Annotated in this window: 16 protein-coding genes; 7 read left to right on the top strand and 9 right to left on the bottom strand. The window is 41.6% G+C overall.

Translation table 11 applies throughout. From position 1 onward, the window contains the following. Window positions 1-10: 10 nt before the first annotated feature. On the top strand, window positions 11-1,381 hold the full coding sequence (locus ACFSQ3_RS12415) for a Mur ligase family protein (RefSeq protein WP_380869872.1): 1,371 nt from the start codon (window positions 11-13) through the stop codon (window positions 1,379-1,381). A gap of 84 nt (window positions 1,382-1,465) precedes the next feature. Continuing rightward, on the top strand, window positions 1,466-1,795 hold the full coding sequence (locus tag ACFSQ3_RS12410) for a helix-turn-helix domain-containing protein (protein WP_380869871.1): 330 nt from the start codon (window positions 1,466-1,468) through the stop codon (window positions 1,793-1,795). A gap of 81 nt (window positions 1,796-1,876) precedes the next feature. On the opposite strand, the gene ACFSQ3_RS12405 is transcribed toward ACFSQ3_RS12410, so the two are convergent. The 3 genes from ACFSQ3_RS12405 to ACFSQ3_RS12395 all read right to left on the bottom strand — a co-directional run bounded on the left by ACFSQ3_RS12405 (window position 1,877) and on the right by ACFSQ3_RS12395 (window position 3,849). After that, the gene (locus ACFSQ3_RS12405) at window positions 1,877-2,044 is read right to left on the bottom strand and encodes a hypothetical protein (protein WP_380869870.1); all 168 of its coding nucleotides are present in this window, start codon (window positions 2,042-2,044) and stop codon (window positions 1,877-1,879) included. Window positions 2,045-2,152: 108 nt separating this feature from the next. Further along, window positions 2,153-2,713 carry an SMC-Scp complex subunit ScpB gene (scpB, locus tag ACFSQ3_RS12400; protein WP_380869869.1) on the bottom strand — a complete coding sequence of 187 codons (561 nt, stop codon included), beginning with the start codon at window positions 2,711-2,713 and terminating at the stop codon, window positions 2,153-2,155. Between the two features lie 11 nt (window positions 2,714-2,724). Then, window positions 2,725-3,849 (bottom strand): CofH family radical SAM protein, encoded by a 1,125-nt coding sequence (locus ACFSQ3_RS12395; RefSeq protein WP_380869868.1) that lies wholly within the window; start codon window positions 3,847-3,849, stop codon window positions 2,725-2,727. Window positions 3,850-4,011: 162 nt separating this feature from the next. Here ACFSQ3_RS12395 and fbaA point away from each other — a divergent pair, with 162 nt between their 5' ends. Both fbaA and ACFSQ3_RS12385 read left to right on the top strand, forming a co-directional pair. Then, the gene (gene fbaA / locus ACFSQ3_RS12390) at window positions 4,012-5,091 is read left to right on the top strand and encodes a class II fructose-bisphosphate aldolase (protein ID WP_380869867.1); all 1,080 of its coding nucleotides are present in this window, start codon (window positions 4,012-4,014) and stop codon (window positions 5,089-5,091) included. A 159-nt stretch (window positions 5,092-5,250) separates the two neighbouring features. Continuing rightward, window positions 5,251-5,568, top strand: a complete 318-nt coding sequence (locus tag ACFSQ3_RS12385; RefSeq protein ID WP_380869866.1) for a hypothetical protein — start codon at window positions 5,251-5,253, stop codon at window positions 5,566-5,568. A gap of 85 nt (window positions 5,569-5,653) precedes the next feature. On the opposite strand, the gene ACFSQ3_RS12380 is transcribed toward ACFSQ3_RS12385, so the two are convergent. Further along, complete coding sequence (locus ACFSQ3_RS12380) at window positions 5,654-6,964, bottom strand: ABC transporter permease (RefSeq protein WP_380869865.1); 1,311 nt, start codon at window positions 6,962-6,964, stop codon at window positions 5,654-5,656. Window positions 6,965-6,977: 13 nt separating this feature from the next. Beyond that, the gene (locus ACFSQ3_RS12375; protein ID WP_380869864.1) at window positions 6,978-7,898 is read right to left on the bottom strand and encodes an ABC transporter ATP-binding protein; all 921 of its coding nucleotides are present in this window, start codon (window positions 7,896-7,898) and stop codon (window positions 6,978-6,980) included. A 70-nt stretch (window positions 7,899-7,968) separates the two neighbouring features. On the opposite strand from ACFSQ3_RS12375, the gene yihA reads away from it, so the two are divergent. Together yihA and ACFSQ3_RS12365 are read left to right on the top strand one after the other, a co-directional pair. Continuing rightward, window positions 7,969-8,577, top strand: coding sequence for a ribosome biogenesis GTP-binding protein YihA/YsxC (gene yihA / locus ACFSQ3_RS12370; protein WP_380869863.1), 609 nt, complete (start codon window positions 7,969-7,971; stop codon window positions 8,575-8,577). A 2-nt stretch (window positions 8,578-8,579) separates the two neighbouring features. Further along, window positions 8,580-9,437 (top strand): UbiA-like polyprenyltransferase, encoded by an 858-nt coding sequence (locus tag ACFSQ3_RS12365; protein WP_380869862.1) that lies wholly within the window; start codon window positions 8,580-8,582, stop codon window positions 9,435-9,437. Window positions 9,438-9,494: 57 nt separating this feature from the next. Here ACFSQ3_RS12365 and ACFSQ3_RS12360 read toward each other — a convergent pair whose 3' ends face one another. The 4 genes from ACFSQ3_RS12360 to ACFSQ3_RS12345 form a co-directional block, all read right to left on the bottom strand. After that, window positions 9,495-10,925 (bottom strand): TolC family protein, encoded by a 1,431-nt coding sequence (locus tag ACFSQ3_RS12360; RefSeq protein WP_380869861.1) that lies wholly within the window; start codon window positions 10,923-10,925, stop codon window positions 9,495-9,497. Beyond that, window positions 10,925-14,086, bottom strand: coding sequence for an efflux RND transporter permease subunit (locus ACFSQ3_RS12355; RefSeq protein WP_380869860.1), 3,162 nt, complete (start codon window positions 14,084-14,086; stop codon window positions 10,925-10,927). Before ACFSQ3_RS12355 ends, ACFSQ3_RS12360 begins: the two co-directional genes overlap by 1 nt. 32 nt (window positions 14,087-14,118) lie before the next feature. After that, entirely contained in the window at window positions 14,119-15,201 is a 1,083-nt protein-coding gene (locus ACFSQ3_RS12350) for an efflux RND transporter periplasmic adaptor subunit (protein WP_380869859.1), read from the bottom strand. A 180-nt stretch (window positions 15,202-15,381) separates the two neighbouring features. Continuing rightward, complete coding sequence (locus ACFSQ3_RS12345) at window positions 15,382-15,843, bottom strand: hypothetical protein (protein WP_380869858.1); 462 nt, start codon at window positions 15,841-15,843, stop codon at window positions 15,382-15,384. Between the two features lie 279 nt (window positions 15,844-16,122). Between ACFSQ3_RS12345 and topA the strand changes: the two genes are divergently transcribed. Beyond that, window positions 16,123-18,507, top strand: a complete 2,385-nt coding sequence (topA, locus tag ACFSQ3_RS12340; protein ID WP_380869857.1) for a type I DNA topoisomerase — start codon at window positions 16,123-16,125, stop codon at window positions 18,505-18,507. Window positions 18,508-18,513: the final 6 nt, after the last annotated feature.

Raw genomic sequence — 18,513 nt, 5'->3', positions numbered from 1 at the left:
TAAGAAAGATATGCGCATACATTTTATAGCGATAGGTGGAAGCATCATGCACAACTTGGCCATTAATTTGGCGGAGCAAGGGCATCAAGTTAGTGGCTCGGATGATCAGATTGTGGAACCATCAAAATCGCGTTTGGAGAAAGCACATCTCTTTCCCAAAGCCTTAGGCTGGTACCCTGAAAAGATCACCGAAGAGCTCGATGCTATTCTATTAGGTAAACATGCCGTAGAAGACAATCCTGAATTGTTGAAAGCACGCGAATTGGGAATTAAGATTTATTCTTATCCGGAATTCGTTTACGAACAAAGTGTTGAAAAAACACGCGTCGTAATTGCCGGAACCTATGGTAAGACAACGGTTACCAGTATGGTCATGCATGTATTGCGAGAGATGAATGTAGAGTTCGATTATTTGGTTGGCGCTCAGTTGGAAGGATTTGATTCTTTAGTGAAGTTGACAAGCACGAGCCCATTGATTATTATAGAAGGAGATGAATATTATGCATCGACTTTAGATAATAGATCTAAGTTTCATTTATATCATCCCAATATTGCTTTGATTACCGGTATCGAATGGGATAGTTTTAAGACTCAGATATCCAGCGAAGACTATTTTGAGCAATTCAGGAAGTTCATCGAAAGTATTACGCCGAAAGGAACACTGATTTATAATAAAGATAACACCAGTTTGCATCAGATTCTAGAGGATACTAAGGATTTGAAAATAAATCGGCACGGCTATAAACTTCCGGATTATAGTATTAATAAAGGCATTACTTCCGTAACCGTTTGTGGACATGATTATCCATTAAAAGTTTTTGGTAAACATAATTTGGCCAACATTGTTGGTGCGTATACGGTCTGCGAATGGTTGGGTATTAAGCGAGCAGAATTTTATCAAGCTATACAAAGTTTTAAGAGTTCTATCCGCTATTTGGAGTTTGTAGCTAGTCGAAATGGCAGCGTAGTTTATCAGGATTTTGCACATACACCCGCTCGTTTACGGTCGAGCATTCACGCAATTAAAGAGCAATTTCCGAATCAAGCATTGGTAACATTTATAGAGTTAAGTCCTTATGATTCTATGGAAAATAATATTTTGATGCAATATGAACATTCCATGCAAGAATCAGATCACGCCGTAGCATTTGTTAATTTAAATACTTATAAGGAAAATAACATTCCGAAAGATGCACTGGAAAAAACGCTCTCCAAAGCATTTGATCACCCGTCTTTGCATGTGATGACTGATGTAAAAGAACTCGAACAATTTCTAGAATCGTTTCAGTCGAATGGCCATAACCTGCTGTTTATGAGTTCAAATACGCATAGTGGTGTCAATATGGCGAGTTTTGCGGATAAGTTTTTAAAAGAATCGTAGAATTTTATTATTTTTTATTTCTTTTTGCTTTTTTTAGTTAAATTGGCCTTATAATATGTAATTAGTAAGCAATAAAATTTATCTATGAATACATTAGGAAAAAAAATCAGACTTTTAAGACATCAGCGAGGCTGGAGTCAGGAGGATGTGGCAAAAAGACTGGATATATCAATTCCGGCTTTTTCTAAAATCGAAACAGGAATTACAGACGTGAATCTATCTCGACTAAACCAAATTGCAAACTTATTTGAATTGAGCTTAGTATTATTGTTATCCGATTCGGATTCCGAAGAGAATAAAGGCGTGCAACAAGAGATGAAAGAATTGGGCGATCGTCTTCAAACACGCGAGCTCGAAGTTATTGATTTACAAAAGAAAGTGATCGATTTGTACGAACAGTTGCACAAAAAATAGTGAAGTTAAGCAGATAACAAAAAAGACAGGTCTTTAGAGCCTGTCTTTTTTGTGTGTACATGGTACTACTTACTGTAAATACTAAAAGTCATCATCGTCAAAGTCGTCATTAAAATCCCCGATAGAATCCATCTCATCGATTTCGAAGTCGTCATCAAAACTATCTTCGTCATCCTCAGGACCGTTGAAATTAACGATTTTTTCATCTTCCAAAAGTCCTTTTTCCAGCGTTTGCATCACGTTTTCCATTAGTCAATTATCTCTTATTTTTTTGTAAAAATATATAAGAAAATTAGAATCTGCTACTTTTTTATTAAATTTAATTATTTGTAAATCAATATGTTGTAACCTTTCTTTCTATTCGTTATTGTCACCAATGCTATTTTCCGTAGTGGACATATCTTTCAATGTTGGCAAATCGCTGACTTTGTTGAGTCCGAAATATTTCATGAACTCATCGCTGGTGCCATATAGCAGCGGTTTTCCGATCGTTGCCGCCTTCCCGGTTATTTTAATCAGGCGCTTTTCTAGTAATTTTCGGATAGTATAATCACTATCCACACCGCGAATCTGTTCGACATCTAGTTTTGTAACAGGCTGTCGGTAAGCGATAATCGCTAATGTTTCTAAGGCGCTTTGACTGATCTTCTTCTTTTCGCGCTGTGCGAAAACATGCTGCAAGGTTTCGTGGTACGATTCTTTGGTGACGAATTGATATCCGTTATTCACTTTTATCAGCTGCATAACGAAATCTTCATCGGCGTATTTCTCTTGAATTTTCTGGATAAAATCCTGTGTTTCCTTTTTCGTAATATCTATAGCGAGCGCTGTTTTCAGCCATTGCATAATTTCCGAAGCGCGCACCGGCTCGGACGAAGCAAATAAGATCGCTTCGATGTGTCTAATTATCTCGTTCAAAATGGTAGAAGTTAATAATCGATAACCTGTATTTCCATGTTTTCCGGCATCTTGCGGAAGTCGTAAATCTGATTGCGAAGTTGCGGTTCAAATCCTGCTTCCTGGATTGCTTCCTGTATAGAAGCCGAAGTGAAACGATGCGGCGCACCAGCAGCGGATACTACATTTTCCTCGATCATGATTGAGCCAAAATCGTTTGCCCCAGCATGTAAACACAATTGCGCGGTACGTTTACCAACAGTTAACCAAGAAGCTTGAATGTTTTTGACGTTCGGAAGCATGATTCTACTCAGAGCAATCATACGGATGTATTCGTCGCCTGTTACATTGTTCGTGATACCGCGCAAACGCTTTAATAAGGTGCCATCATCTTGAAACGGCCACGGAATAAATGCGATGAAACCGTAATGATCTACCGGTTTTTCAGCTTGAACTTCCCGAATCCATACTAAATGCTCAAAGCGTTCCTCGATGGTTTCAATGTGACCGAACATCATCGTTGCCGATGTAGGAAGATTTATTTTGTGCGCAGCACGCATTACATCTAACCATTCTTGTCCAGCACATTTTCCCTTAGAAATTAATCGGCGAACTCGATCGTTTAAGATTTCTGCCCCAGCGCCTGGCAATGAATCTAATCCAGATTCCTTTAATGCACGAAGTACGTCGATGTGGGGTAGGTTTTCCAATTTCGCGATATGCGCAATTTCCGGTGGACCTAAAGAGTGCAAACGAAGATTGGGATATAATTCTTTCAGCTGTTTGTAAAGATCGGTGTAGAAGGATAAACCTAAATCGGGATGATGTCCTCCTTGTAGCAACAATTGGTCGCCACCGAATTTGAAGGTTTCCTCAATCTTTTGCTTATACGTTTCGATGTCGGTGATGTAGCTGTCGTCGTGCCCAGGGCGTCGGAAAAAGTTACAAAACTTACAATTTGCAATACATACGTTGGTGGTGTTGACATTGCGGTCAATCTGCCACGTCACTTTGCCGTGTGGTACTTGTATCTTTCTAAGTTCATTCGCCACATAGGCTAAATCAGCCGTTGCCGCGTTGTGATATAGAAATACGCCTTCTTCCTGAGAAAGAAACTCAAAATGTAGCGCGCGTTTTAAAAGTTCGTTTACCTTCATCTAATTACAAAGATACGGGATTTTCAGTATATCCAAAGGGCGACGCGAGCCTATAAAAAGGTAAATTTATAGTGTACTAATTACACTATGTTTTTTCAAGTTCCCGTATTTTGCTTATCTTTAGTCACAAAAGTTTTTTTAATTATTTATCTCAACACACATATGAGCCTAAAAGATTTTAAAGGTGTATTGACAGGAGATCAGGTACAAGAATTATTCGAAAAAGCAAAAGAGCACAAATTTGCTTTGCCTGCAGTTAATATTATTGGTACAAACTCATTGAATGCAGTAATGGAAACAGCGAAAGCTGTAAATTCACCTGTAATTATCCAATTGTCTAACGGTGGTGCACAATTCTATGCCGGAAAATCCGCAAACAACGATGATCTGAAAGCTTGCGTTTTGGGTGCAGTTTCTGCTGCTCAGCACGTACATTTATTGGCAGAGCATTACGGAGTAGCTGTTATTTTGCATACGGATCACGCTGCAAAAAAATTACTTCCTTGGATCGACGGATTGTTGGATGCTGGTGAGAAATTCTTTGCGCAACATGGTAAACCGTTGTTCTCGTCGCACATGTTGGATCTTTCTGAAGAATCTTTGGAAGAAAATATCGAAATTTCTGCGAAGTATTTAGCTCGTATGAAACCACTAGGTATGACCATCGAAATCGAGCTTGGTGTAACTGGCGGTGAAGAAGATGGTGTGGATAATACAGATGTGGATAGTTCTAAATTATATACGCAACCGGAAGAGGTAGCTTACGCTTACGAAGAGTTATCTAAGATTTCCGATAAATTTACTGTTGCTGCTGCATTTGGAAACGTTCACGGTGTATATAAACCGGGTAACGTAAAATTGCAACCAGTTATCTTGCATAATTCACAAGAATACATCCGCGAAAAATTTGCTTTAGAAGCACAGAAACCGGTTAATTTTGTATTCCACGGTGGTTCTGGTTCTTCTCCAGAGGAAATCACAGAAGCTTTGTCTTACGGTGCGATCAAAATGAATATTGATACGGATATGCAGTGGGCATTCTGGGATGGCGTTCGCGGATATGAAGCGAAAAACCATGATTATTTGCAAGCGCAAATCGGTAACCCAGAGGGATCTGATTCTCCAAACAAAAAATACTACGATCCACGCGTTTGGTTACGTAAAGGCGAGGATGCATTCGTTACGCGTTTGAAACAAGCTTTCGAAGAATTGAATGCGGTAAACTCAAACGATAAATTGTAAAACGACTTGACGCTAAAGGCGTTAATTATGTACTTATCAGAGGATGCAATTGCATCCTCTTTTTTTGTTTTCAAAATTTGCCTTTCGGCTAAACAATTCGCTTAAAATGGAGTTTATAGTGAGAAACACAATATGATTAAATCAACTAAATTAAATTCTATGAAAGCGAAATTTTATTTTTCATTCATCGCACTTTTTTGCGCGATCACTTTTGTTCAACCTGTTTTGGCTAACGAGCCAGCTACTAAAACGGAAGCAGTTGCCGATCCAGCAGCGGAACTACGTATTGCAGAAATTGAGGCTCGTGTCAACGAATTAAAATCAATGGATCGCAGCAGCATGACGAGAGCAGAGCGTAAAGCCGCGAAAAAAGAATTGAAAGAATTGAAAAAAGAAGCGAAAGCTTTAGGTGGTGGTGTTTACCTTTCTGTAGGTGCGATCATCATCATTATTTTGTTGTTGATTTTGATTTTCTAAGACAAAGTAAAATCCTCAGCTATGAAAATGGCCTTAACATCTCTGCGGATGTTAAGGCCATTTTTCTTTATAAATTATACACTAATTAACGTTTATAACTGAACCATTTAATTAGTTCCTTGAAGCTCGCTTTTTTGCCGTACATCAAAATCCCGACGCGATAAATCCGTGCTGCGACCCACGTCGTCAATAGAAATCCTGCTGCTAACAATAGGAAGGAAGTAACGATTTGCCACATCGGTACGCCGTATGGCACGCGAACCAACATAGCGATCGGTGAAGTGAGCGGAATGAAGCTGAGCCATGTCGCCACCGTCCCGTGCGGATTCGCTGGAATAACACCAACAGAAAGCGCGTATGTGAATAACAAAGGCATCGTTATCGGAAAGATAAATTGATTCGTTTCCGTTTCATTATCTACCGCAGAACCTACCGCCGCAAAAAGCGCACTATACAAAAGATATCCTCCAATAAAGAAAAAGAAGAAACAGATCAGCAATTCAGGAAAATCGATGGATGCCAACGCGGCATCTAAATTGAAACCTCCGCTTTCTTGTGCTTTTTCCATTTGCTCTATATTTGGCGATGCGGATGCACTGATTTCTTTTGCGGAACTTCCCATCGCAAAGGATGCAGCAGAAAGTAAGCCCGCCGTCAGTACCACCCACAATAAGAATTGCGTTAATCCAACCAAGCCGATTCCGACGATTTTACCCATCATCAATTGAAACGGTTTTACCGATGAAATAATCACTTCCACAATACGATTAGATTTTTCTTCGATAATGCCGCGCATTACTTGTGTGCCATACAGGAACAACGAGAAATAAATAATAAAAGCCAACGCGATGGAAATTCCCAAGGCTATAGCGCTGTTACTATCTTTCGCATCACCGGTGTCTGTCAATTCCTTCGTGTGTACACGAACTTGGGAGTCCAAATCGCGGATTACCTTCGCATCAATGCCTAATTCTTCGTATTGATGCGCTTGCAAAATCGTGGTAATATGTTTTTCTACCACGCTTTGTGTCGCCATGTTTGGCTTTCCGGAAGAAAGCAATTCGATTTGTTTGGTTTCGTAAAAGTTTTCGGGAATAATCAGGATGTTGACGTTGTCTTTCTCGCCTTTTATTTCTTCAATTTGCTTTTGCAATTCTACATTGGATTTGCTGTACGTGACATTTTTGTCGCTTTCCAGCTGCTCGCTAATGCCGCCTTGATTGTCCAATACGAAAACCGTAGCATGCGCGTCGTCCATGCTTTTCTTCATAATGAAAAATATACCGACGTACATACCAATTAATAAAATTGGCGCTAGAAATGTAACCAGCAAGAAGGACTTCTTTTTAACACGAGAAAAATATTCACGCTGAATGATTAAAGATATTTTGTTCATGGTGATAGCTGGCTTAAGCGTTGTTTTTATTAGTGACCTGATCGATGAAAATGTCGTTCATGGAAGGCACAATTTCTAAAATCTGTTTGACGTGGATCTGCGGAATCAAAAACGATAGCACATCGTTAAGATCGTAAGATGCTGAAATTTGAATTTTTGCGTGTAGCTCGTCCTCATCTTTTTTGCTTTCTAGAACTGTAAACAGTTCATTGCTGTTTAGCAATTCGGCGTTTGTACTTTTCGGTAGGTAACTCAAACGATACGTTTGCGATTTGTGCGCTGCTTTGATAGTTTTAACCGGGCCATCCAGAATTTTGCGCGATTTGTTGATTAGCGCAATATGATCACACAATTGTTCAACCGATTCCATGCGGTGCGTGGAGTAAATAATCGTTGCACCCCGCTTGTTCAATTCCAAAATTTCGTCTTGGATAATCTGAGCGTTCACCGGATCAAATCCAGAAAATGGTTCATCCAAAATAATGAGTTGTGGCTCATGTAAAACAGTTGCAACGAATTGCACTTTCTGCTGCATACCTTTACTTAGGTCTTCCACTTTTTTGTTCCACCAGCTTTCGATTTGCAACTTTTCGAACCAATATTTGATTTTCTTTTTTGCATCTTCTTTGGAAAGGCCTTTCAGTTGAGCTAAATAAATCATCTGCTCACCGATTTCCATTTTTTTATACAAACCGCGTTCTTCCGGTAGGTAACCAATCTGACTAATATGTTTCGGTTGCAACAATTCGCCATCGAAGTAAATCTCACCAGAATCTGGTGCGGTAATCTGATTGATAATGCGGATCAGGGAAGTTTTTCCTGCACCATTTGGCCCTAAAAGACCAAATATTTGCCCGTGCGGGACGAAGAGAGAAACGTCGTCCAACGCGCGATGGTTGGCGTACTGTTTCACAATATTGCGAATATCTAACATGGAGGATTGGTTTTTACGGCCTTAAATTAACCAAAAATTATGTTTTCAGCAAGAAATGCTACCTTTGCATATGTTGATTAAAACCGCAGAATTTGTCTGTAGCAATACCCAAGTCGATAAGTTGCCCGCGCCCGATAAACCGGAATACGCATTTATTGGTCGATCCAATGTTGGTAAATCTTCGTTAATTAATGCCATGACTGGCAGAAAAGCGCTGGCGAAAACATCGCAAAAGCCAGGAAAAACGCAACTTATCAATCATTTCGTGATCAACGATCAATGGTATTTGGTGGATTTGCCGGGCTATGGCTTTGCACAAACTTCTAAGAAAAATCGCGCAGAATGGGAGAAGTTTATCCGCGCATATTTGACACGTAGAGAAACATTGCAATGTGTTTTCGTGCTGATCGATAGTCGCCATGAACCACAAAAAATCGATTTAGATTTCGTGTATTGGCTGGGTGAAAACGGATTGCCATTTATGTTGGTGTTTACCAAAGCCGATAAGCATTCTGCTGTGAAAGCTGATCAGCATATTGCTAAATTTCGACGCGCTTTGAAGCAATGGTTTGAGGAAATTCCTCCGCACTTTTTAACTTCGTCGGAAACGAAATTAGGCTGCGATGAACTATTGACCGCCATCGCGGAAATCAACGAAAACTTTGTGCTTCCAGAATAACGATGAAGAAATATATGTCGTTGGTGCTATTTGCACACAGTATTTTCGCATTACCTTTTGCCATTATTGGGTTCTTTCTAGCGAGTACGATGGGTTTGTTTCACTTTGAATGGATCATTTTCGGATTGATGTTACTCTGCATGGTAACAGCTCGAAATGCCGCGATGGCCTTCAACCGTTATTTGGATCGCGATATTGATGCGCTGAATAATCGTACTGTCGTACGAGATATTCCGGCAGGAAGAGTTTCGCCGAAGGAAGCTTTGACCTTTACCGTTATCAATTGCGTTATATTTGTTGTAGCTACCTATTTTATCAATCCGCTCTGCTTATATCTTGCGCCCGTTGCATTGTTCGTGATTTTGTTTTATTCCTACATGAAACGCATTTCGCCGCTTTGCCATTTGGTGTTGGGTTTAGGATTAGGTTTAGCCCCCGTTGGCGCATATTTAGCTGTAGCTGGAGAATTCCACATTGTTCCTATTTTTTACGGATTGGCGGTGTTGACTTGGGTAAGTGGTTTTGATATTATTTATGCGTTGCAGGATGAATCGTTTGATCGGGAACACGGTTTGCATTCCATTCCGGCAAGGTTTGGTGGAGCGATGGCTTTGCGTATTTCTGAAGGATTGCATGTGCTTTCTTTCGTGTTTGTGCTGTTGCCGTTGTTTTATCTTCCGGTAAGCTGGCCGTATTATTTGGGTTTGGCTTTTTACGGTGCGCTATTGGTTTACCAGCATCGCATCGTTAGTCCCACAGATTTGAGTCGCGTCAATCGCGCCTTCATGACTACAAATGGAATTGCTTCCGTCGTTTTTATGGTGTTTTTCCTGCTGGATTTATTGGTAAGCAATCTTTAGGATAAAAGAAATAATAGAAACGGGCTAATTGATGATGATCGATTAGCCCGTTTTCTTTTAGTGCCATCCGCCGCCAAGGGATCGGTATAAATCGACCATGGCATTGTATTGCGATTTTTGAGATTCGATGAGTTCGAATTTAGACTCCAACACATCGCGTTGCGTGGTCAAAACCTCCATGTAATCTGCGTGTGCAGAATTGAAAAGATCGTTCGCAATACGAATGGATTCATTCAGCGCCGAAACTTGTCGCGTTTTGTATTGCGTTCCTGAAGCCGTGTTTTGGTATTTTGATAGCTGATTTGCAACTTCTACATAAGCATTCAAAACCGTTTGTTCGTATTCGTAAACCGATTGAATCTGTTTGGCATTTGCTGTCAAATAATCTGCCTGAATCGCTTTTTTGTTAATCAGCGGAGCGGCTAAATCTCCAGCAAGTGAATACACCAAAGATTGTGGCGTTTTCAATAGATAGGCAGGATTGAACGCTTGATATCCGATGCTAGCCGAAATACCCAACGAAGGATAGAAGCGTGCTTTTGCCACTTTTATATCCAGATCGGCGGCTGCCATCGCCAATTCGGCTTGGCGTACATCCGGACGATTGTTTAACAAATGTGCAGGCAATCCTGCATCCAGTGCAGCCAATTTTTCAACATCAAAGTCAGCTTCGCTGCGGTCAATGTGCTGTGGAAATCGACCGACTAAATAGTTTAGTTTGTTTTCTGTTTCCACGCGTTGCTGATCGATGTCGAATTGTAAACTTTGCGTTTTCAATAATTCCGCTTCGAATTTTTTTACCGCCAACTCTGTGACGCGCGTCGCCATTTTTTGCACCTTGGCTGTTTCCAAAGCACTTTCCTGTAGCTTGATATTTTGTTGCAAAATGGCGCGCTGTTGATCTAGTGCCAGTAATTCATAGTACGAATGCGCAATTTCGGCCACCAAATTGGTAACCATAAAATTCTTACCTTCTACCGACGATAAAAAGCGGAGCTGTGCAGCTTTCGTGGCATTGTGGAGTTTGTTCCAAATATCCAATTCCCAGTTAGCGAATAATGCAGCACCGAAATCTGGCATTGGTTCTGGATTTTCTTTGCCGTTTCTGATTTCTACATCGCGCTCCAAGGCTCCCAAAGGCGTATTTTCGCTTCGCTTTTCCACGCCTGCACCACCGCGAACTCCAACAAAGGGCATATATTCCCCTTTTCTAGCCATCACTTCATTTCCGGAAATAGCCATTTCCTGCAGCATGATGTTCAGCTCCTGATTATGCAGAAGTGCGGTGTCGATCAGTTTTTCCAAATAAGGATCTTTGAAATATTGCTTCCAATTCATATCGGCAACATTTACTTCCGAACCCAAATCATCGTATTTCGTTGGAAGTGCATCGGTCGATGCTTTCTTCTCCACTATTTTTGGTACGCCGCAACTGTATATCAAAGCAGTTGCAGCGAATAGGGTATATGTTAAAAGTGATCTTTTCATTAGTTTTCAATTTTTTCAAGCAATGGCATTTCTTCCTCGTCTTTGATCAGTTTTCGCTTGTTAGCAATCGTCCCAAAAATGAAATATAATCCCGGAACGATGATAACACCGAAAATAGTTCCTAAAAGCATTCCGCCTGCGGCGGCAGCACCGATTGTTTGGTTACCAATCGCGCCCGGTCCGTGCGCCATCACCATCGGAATCATACCGGCGATGAATGCAAAGGATGTCATCAGAATTGGTCTGAAACGTACGCGCGCACCCATTACCGCTGCGCGGTAAATGCTCAATCCTTCGGCATGTTTCTGCATTGCAAATTCTACAATCAGCACCGCATTCTTACCGAGCAACCCGACCAGCATAACCAGTCCAACTTGCGCGTAAACGTCGTTCGCCAAACCAAGCATTTTCAGCAATAGAAATGTGCCGAATATCCCGGCAGGTAAGGATAGAATTACCGAAAGCGGAATGATAAAACTTTCATATTGCGCGGCTAATACCAAATACACAAAACCCAGCACAACAAGGAAGATGTAAATTGCTTCATGTCCGCGCGCGGCCTCATCTTTCGTCAATCCTTCCCAACCAATATCATAACCACGAGGCAACGTTTGCGCGGCCACTTCTTGTATTGCTGCAATGGCTTCGCCCGTACTGTATCCCGCAGCTGGTTCCCCCTTGATTGCCGAAGAAGGATACATATTGTATCGCGTGATCTCATTCAATCCATGCGTTTTTCGCATGGTCATAAATGCAGAATAAGGCACCATCTCGTCGCGATCATTTTTTACATACAGCTTCATAATATCATCTGGCAATGCGCGATATTCTGGCGACGCTTGCACATACACCTTATAGAATGTCCCGAATCGGATAAAACCTTGCTCATACGTACTACCAATCAAAATCGACAGGTTGTTCATCGCATTTTCGATGTTGACACCTTTTTGCATGGCAGCTTCATTGTCGATTTCCAATTCATATTGCGGATAATTGGCAGAGAAGAAGGTAAACAGTCCGGTTAGTTCTTTCCGTTTGCTCAAGGCAGCCATGAATTCATCATTCACTTTTTCCAGTTCCTTATAATCGTCGGAGTTGGTTTTGTCCAATAAGCGCAAGGAGAAGCCGCCTGCTGCGCCGTATCCAGGAACTGCCGGCGGGCCGAAGAACTCGATCGTCGCACCAGAAATATTTTTAGTTTCTTCTTCCAGTTGTTCGATGATTTCCGGAACGCTATGTTTGCGTTCCGACCAATCTTTCAACTCGATTAAACAAGTTCCGGCATTCGATCCACGGCCTTCCGTCAAGATTTCATATCCGGCTAGAGCCGTCACGGAAGCAACGCCGTCTACGTGCTCCGCTGCTTTTTGAAGCTGGCGAGCCAAATCATTCGTGCGTTCCAAGGTCGATCCGGGAGGCGTTTGCACGATGGCATAAATCATCCCTTGATCTTCGTTTGGAATAAATCCGGAAGGTAAGGTAGAAGAAATGCCAAATATGCCGACCGAAAATGCGGCTAACATTAAAAAGGTGACCAAGCGACGGTTGACAATACGTTTCAGAAATAAAGCATAACGCACGTTTAGTCGATCGAATTTTTTGTTGAAAATGGCCAGGAATTTTTCGACAGGATTTAACTTTGCCTTTTTGCCAGCATGTGGTTTCAACAGCATGGCGCATAAAACGGGCGTCAACGTTAAAGCGACAAATCCGGAAATCACGATTGCACAGGCCATCGTAATAGCAAACTGCCGAAAGAATACGCCGACCGGTCCGGTCATAAAGGCAACCGGAACAAATACCGCAGTCATTAATAAGGTGATAGCAATGACAGCTCCGCTGATTTCTTTTATGACTTCCACAACCGCGGGATAAGGTCTTAAATGTTTTTCATGCATCTTCGCATGCACGGCTTCCACCACTACAATTGCATCATCCACCACCACACCAATCGCCAAAACCAAAGCAAAGAGCGTGATTAGGTTAATCGTGAGTCCGAATGCTTGCATAAATACAAAAGCGCCAACTAAGGAAACCGGAACCGCGATGATGGGAATCAATGTCGATCGCCAATCTCCTAAAAATAGAAAGACCACCAGCGCAACGAGTACAAATGCTTCGCCCAGTGTGTGCACAACTTTGTCAATAGAAGCATTCAGGAAGTTGGAAACATCGTACGTAATTTTGTAGTCCATTCCTGGAGGAAAAGAAGATGCTTTAATCTCTTCTAGTTTGCTTTTTACTTCTTTGATAACTTCATTTGCATTGCTACCATAATTTTGTTTCAACGTAATGGAAGCGGAGGGAAGGCCATCTAAATTGGAATAAATATCGTAGAATTCGCTCCCTAATTCCACCGTTCCGATGTCTTTCAGTTTCAAGCTTTCGCCTTCGGGATTCGAACGAATGATAATATTTTCGTATTGTTCGGTTTTGTTGTATCGACCTTTGTAGGTTAAAACGTATTCCAACGATTGCGAACGTTTACCGGTACTTTGTCCGAGGCGACCGGGCGTTCCGATGATACTTTGTTGGCTCATCGCTTCCATCACTTCATCGGTCGAGATATTGTACGCGCGCATGCGATCCGGATTCAACCAAACACGCATCGCATATATCCGGCTCCCCAATATTTTGGCACTACCTACGCCGTTCAAGCGCGCGATTTCCGGAATAACATTGACATTTGCGAAGTTGTACAAGAATTTCTGATCCGCATTCGGATCCTTACTGTACACGTTTACGTACATCAACATATTTGGTGAAGTATAACTTACCACCAAACCTTCGCGTTGTACCAATTCCGGCAAACGATTGGTCACTTGTTCGATGCGGGTTTTTACGTTGACCATGGCTTGGCTCGGATCGGTTCCCAAATCGAAATACACCATGATTGTAGCTTCGCCCGCGCTTGTTGCGTCGGATGTCATGTATTTCATGCCCGGTGTACCGTTGATGGATTTTTCCATCGGGATCAAAACAGATTCCGTCAGTACGTTTGCGCTTGCTCCCGGATAAGCAATATTGACAACAACCACCGGAGGCGCAATATCCGGAAATTGTGAAATAGGTAATGTTCCGATGGCCAGTAAGCCCAGAAACACGATTACAATAGAAAGCACGATGGCGAGCACCGGCCGTTTTATGAATTTTTCAAACATCTTTTTTACACGTTTAAAAGGTAATGACCTAATTATTCGCTGGCTAAGCTTAGTTTGCTAAACGCCATGCGAGGAGATTCGTATTTCACTTCCACTTCATCGCCGTCTTGCACCTTACGAATACCTTCTAATAAAATTTTCTCTTGTCCTTTTAAGCCGGAATTAATAATGAATAGATCGGGCATTTCTGCTTTTACGGTGATAGGCGTTAGCTTGACGTGATTATGCGCATCGATGACGTACACGTATTTTTTATCCATAATCTCGAAACTTGCTTTCTGTGGGATGATGACGGCATGCTCCATTGGTACAGCCATTAAAATGGTTCCCGTTTGGCCGTTTCTCAATACGTTTTTCTTGTTTGGGAACGTAGCACGGAAAGCAATATTTCCGGTTTCATTGTTGAAATCAGCTTCGATGGTTTCGACTTTTCCGGATTGATCGAAGACTTGCTGGTTAGCTAGAAACAACTTGACTTCGTTCAAATTGTGTTCATCGGCATTATTCATGTAATTCAAATATTCTGCTTCCGGCACATTGAAATACACCCACATTTGGCTATTGTCGGACAAGCTGGTTAACAAATCGCCTTCGTCCACTAAACTTCCCAATCGAAGATTTAAATGATCGACATATCCATCGTAAGGAGCTGTTATTCGTGTAAACTGCAGATGCGCTTTCGCTAATTCCATATCGGCTTCGGCACGTTTGTATTTGGCTTTGGCTAATGCCAATTCGTTTGGTGAAACGACGTTTTTATCAAATAGGGTTTGAGCGTTTAGCACTTCAATACGAGATGCTTCCAATTCAGCTTCCGTTTTGTGGAATTCTGCATTGTAAACATTCGGCATGATTTGGAAAAGCAGCTGCCCTTTGTGGACAAACTGTCCTTCGTCAACAAATATTTTTTCTAAATATCCGCGTTCTTGCGAACGAATTTCAATATGCCGAATCGATCGAATTTGACTGACATACTGTTTGGTAATCGTGGTGTCTTGCACCAATGGAGAGGTAGCTAGAAAATGACCTTTTTCTTCAGCGTGATGTTTGTCGGAATGACAGGAAGTAGTCGCCACCAATGTTAAGACGCCCACTAATAGGAAGTTCAATTTCATATAAATATGAATCGTTAATAATGTGAAATAAGCATTTTGAAAATAGCTCGAAAGGAGGGTTCGTGGAGATGCACGCTTTATATAATAGTTAAGCGCGTGACATCATGTTACAAACGTGAACCGTAGAAGATCAAAAAGTATGATCTAAGCTTTCGAGAACAATAAAGAGAAAAGGAAATACTAAATTCGGAAATTTAGATAAAGGATATGCCGCTGATTTTGCGGAATATATTGGTAGGAGTCTGGATCGGATTTTTTATCCAGTACTAAAGTACATGCACGTGGCAGATAGCTGTGATGTTCGACAACTTGCCTGCTGGAGGCAAAAAGCTTTTTTCCTGATTTGCTAACAGAAATTTCATTGATGCTTTCGATCGCTTCTTGGAAGGCATGATGTGTATCAACGCTCGCGCGAAGAAATGGATTGGCGAAGGCATTATGGTTCGGCGGATTTATGCTGGATTCGTCAATTCTACGCTCGAAAGTACGTAGGTACGTTCCGGAATGAATATCGGTTTTTTCGATAGGCGCATTGGCCAATGCCGCTGATGCGGAGAATAGCCAAAAGCTTATCCATATCATTAGTCGAACCAATCGCATTTCCATACGGAGCAAATCTAGAAAAAGTTTGGAAATCCTCATGTTAAATATTTATTAATACCTCAAAATTTTCTCTCATAGTAGACATCTTGCTCGATTTCAGCGACTTTAAATTAAACGACTTAACATTTTTTGATTTTAATTTGGTTAAGAATGTACGTGTCATCGTAGCAAGTTTCGTTTCTTGCATAAATGGCCTTAAAGCCATTATATTATTAACAAAATAGGCGCCTAAAAGGTAAGTTTTACAAGAAAATCGCCTTAATATATTGGCAATACGTTCTGAAATCGCTTTCTTTGCAAGAATCTAAAGCAGCATTGATGGCGAAAAATTTATTGATAGTAGAGTCCCCTGCGAAGGCCAAGACGATTGAGGGTTATTTAGGAAAGGATTTTTTGGTTAAATCGAGTTACGGACACATTCGCGACTTGGTGAAGACCGACGATGCTATCGATACCGCCAATAAATTTCAACAACGCTATGAAGTTCCTTCGGATAAAAAAGCAGTAGTCAGCGAGTTAAAGAAACTAGCGAAGCAGGCAGAAACGGTTTGGTTAGCGTCCGATGAGGACCGTGAGGGAGAAGCTATTTCGTGGCATCTTTTCGAAACTTTAGGTCTGAAAGAAGATAAAACAAAACGTATCGTTTTCCACGAAATTACGAAGCCTGCTATTTTAAGAGCCATCGAAGCGCCACGTCAAATTGACTACAACTTAGTGAATGCACAACAAGCACGTCGTGTTTTAGATCGTTTGGTAGGTTTCGAATTATCGCCCGTACTTTGGCGAAAAGTGAAGCCATCATTATCAGCTGGCCGCGTGCAATCGGTCGCAGTTCGTTTGATTGTAGAGCGCGAGCGCGAGATCAATAAATTTGAGGCAACGGCTTCATTCAAAATAACAGCCATTTTCGCTACGGGAAAAGGTAAGGAGCTTTTCAAAGCAGAACTTCCGCAACGTTTCGACAAAAAGCAAGAAGCGCACGATTTTCTAGAAGCTTGTTTAGGCGCATCCTTCGAAATCAGTTCCTTAGAAAAGAAACCTTCGAAAAGAAATCCGGCTGCACCTTTTACTACTTCAACCTTACAGCAGGAAGCAAGTAGGAAATTAGGATTTTCCGTGGCACGAACGATGCAAGTGGCGCAGCGATTGTATGAAGCCGGACATATTACCTATATGCGTACTGATTCCGTAAATTTATCGGATACGGCGATTGAAGCAGCTCGTGCAGAAATCGTTAATGCTTATGGCGATAAATACCACAAACAAAGACAATATAGAACGAAATCTGCCGGTGCTCAAGAAGCACACGAGGCGATTCGTCCGACCTACTTTTCGCATCATTCAGTGGATGTAGATTCCTCCGAAAAGCGTTTATATGAATTGATTTGGAAGCGTGCTATCGCTTCGCAAATGAGTGAGGCCGAGTTTGAGAAAACGACTGCTAAAATTCATATTTCCACGCGTGCTGAAGAATTTGTAGCTAACGGTGAAATCATGCAGTTTGATGGTTTCCTAAAGGTATACATGGAATCTACGGATGATGAGCATGAAGGTATTTTAGATAACGAAGGCGATAATGCGTTGCTTCCGCCTTTGGCGAAAGGACAAGTGTTGCAGCTGAATGATCTTACTGCAACAGAGCGATTTTCGCGTCCGCCTGCTCGATTCACGGAAGCTTCTTTAGTTAAGAAACTGGAAGAGCTTGGTATAGGCCGTCCTTCCACATACGCACCGACAATTTCTACGATTCAAAATCGTGGTTATGTCGTGAAGGAAGAACGCGAAGGTCGCGAACGCCATTATGATGTGCTGAAGGTGCAAAACGGTGCTGTCATTGAAGAAAAGAAAACGGAAATGACTGGAGCGGAACGCAATAAGATGTTTCCGACCGATATAGGTATGTTGGTAAACGATTTTCTTCTTCAACACTTTAAAGGTATTGTCGATTATCATTTTACGGCTAAAGTCGAAAAGGAATTCGATGAAATCGCACATGGTGCGAAGGAGTGGACGGATATGTTACAGGATTTCTACGGACCATTCCACGAAGAAGTTCAGGATACCTTAGAAAACGCCGATCGCGCAAACAGTGAACGTGAGTTGGGTGTTGATCCAGTTTCCGGAAAACCAATCAGCGTTCGCGTAGGTAAATTCGGTCCTTTAGTGCAAATCGGTGCACAGGATGATGAAGAGAAGCCACGTTTTGCTTCTTTACGCAAAGGGCAGATGATCGAAACAATCACGTTGGAAGATGCATTGGAGTTATTCAAACTGCCTAAGAAAGTTGGTTTGTTTGAGGATAAGGAAATGTCGGTAGCGATTGGTCGATTCGGACCATATATTCGCCACAACAGCGCATTCTATTCTTTGCCAAAAGGATTGGATCCGTTGGATGTAAGCGAAGAACAAGCGATCACGATTATTGAAGAGAAACGTCAGAAAGATCGTGATAAAGTAATTCGTGTTTTTGAAGAAAATGAGGAAGCACAAATCGAAAATGGCCGTTGGGGACCTTTTATTCGCTTAGGTAAACAAAATATCAAAATACCGAAAGGTACAGAGGTGGAGAAGATAACCTACGCAGATGTGCTAAAATGGGCAGAAACAGCTCCAAAACCGAAGAAAGCTGCTGGAGCCAAAACGACAGCAACAAAAGCTACCAAGGCGAAAACAACGAAAGCAAAGACCACGAAAAAGAAATAATCGTAA

Source organism: Sphingobacterium corticis (assembly GCF_042684745.1).
Taxonomy (GTDB): Bacteria; Bacteroidota; Bacteroidia; order Sphingobacteriales; family Sphingobacteriaceae; genus Sphingobacterium; species Sphingobacterium corticis.
Note: the sequence above shows the minus strand (reverse complement) of the source record. Positions and strands in the feature narration are given on the sequence as shown.

What these genes read in the sequence shown, in the direction of transcription:
- ACFSQ3_RS12405 (WP_380869870.1), bottom strand. Translation starts at nt 2,044, where the DNA reads ATGGAAAACGTGATGCAAACGCTGGAAAAAGGACTTTTGGAAGATGAA.
- topA (WP_380869857.1), top strand. Translation starts at nt 16,123, where the DNA reads ATGGCGAAAAATTTATTGATAGTAGAGTCCCCTGCGAAGGCCAAGACG.
- ACFSQ3_RS12380 (WP_380869865.1), bottom strand. Translation starts at nt 6,964, where the DNA reads ATGAACAAAATATCTTTAATCATTCAGCGTGAATATTTTTCTCGTGTT.
- ACFSQ3_RS12385 (WP_380869866.1), top strand. Translation starts at nt 5,251, where the DNA reads ATGAAAGCGAAATTTTATTTTTCATTCATCGCACTTTTTTGCGCGATC.
- ACFSQ3_RS12410 (WP_380869871.1), top strand. Translation starts at nt 1,466, where the DNA reads ATGAATACATTAGGAAAAAAAATCAGACTTTTAAGACATCAGCGAGGC.
- yihA (WP_380869863.1), top strand. Translation starts at nt 7,969, where the DNA reads ATGTTGATTAAAACCGCAGAATTTGTCTGTAGCAATACCCAAGTCGAT.
- ACFSQ3_RS12360 (WP_380869861.1), bottom strand. Translation starts at nt 10,925, where the DNA reads ATGAAAAGATCACTTTTAACATATACCCTATTCGCTGCAACTGCTTTG.
- fbaA (WP_380869867.1), top strand. Translation starts at nt 4,012, where the DNA reads ATGAGCCTAAAAGATTTTAAAGGTGTATTGACAGGAGATCAGGTACAA.
- ACFSQ3_RS12350 (WP_380869859.1), bottom strand. Translation starts at nt 15,201, where the DNA reads ATGAAATTGAACTTCCTATTAGTGGGCGTCTTAACATTGGTGGCGACT.
- ACFSQ3_RS12415 (WP_380869872.1), top strand. Translation starts at nt 11, where the DNA reads ATGCGCATACATTTTATAGCGATAGGTGGAAGCATCATGCACAACTTG.
- ACFSQ3_RS12395 (WP_380869868.1), bottom strand. Translation starts at nt 3,849, where the DNA reads ATGAAGGTAAACGAACTTTTAAAACGCGCGCTACATTTTGAGTTTCTT.
- ACFSQ3_RS12345 (WP_380869858.1), bottom strand. Translation starts at nt 15,843, where the DNA reads ATGAGGATTTCCAAACTTTTTCTAGATTTGCTCCGTATGGAAATGCGA.
- ACFSQ3_RS12375 (WP_380869864.1), bottom strand. Translation starts at nt 7,898, where the DNA reads ATGTTAGATATTCGCAATATTGTGAAACAGTACGCCAACCATCGCGCG.
- ACFSQ3_RS12355 (WP_380869860.1), bottom strand. Translation starts at nt 14,086, where the DNA reads ATGTTTGAAAAATTCATAAAACGGCCGGTGCTCGCCATCGTGCTTTCT.
- ACFSQ3_RS12365 (WP_380869862.1), top strand. Translation starts at nt 8,580, where the DNA reads ATGAAGAAATATATGTCGTTGGTGCTATTTGCACACAGTATTTTCGCA.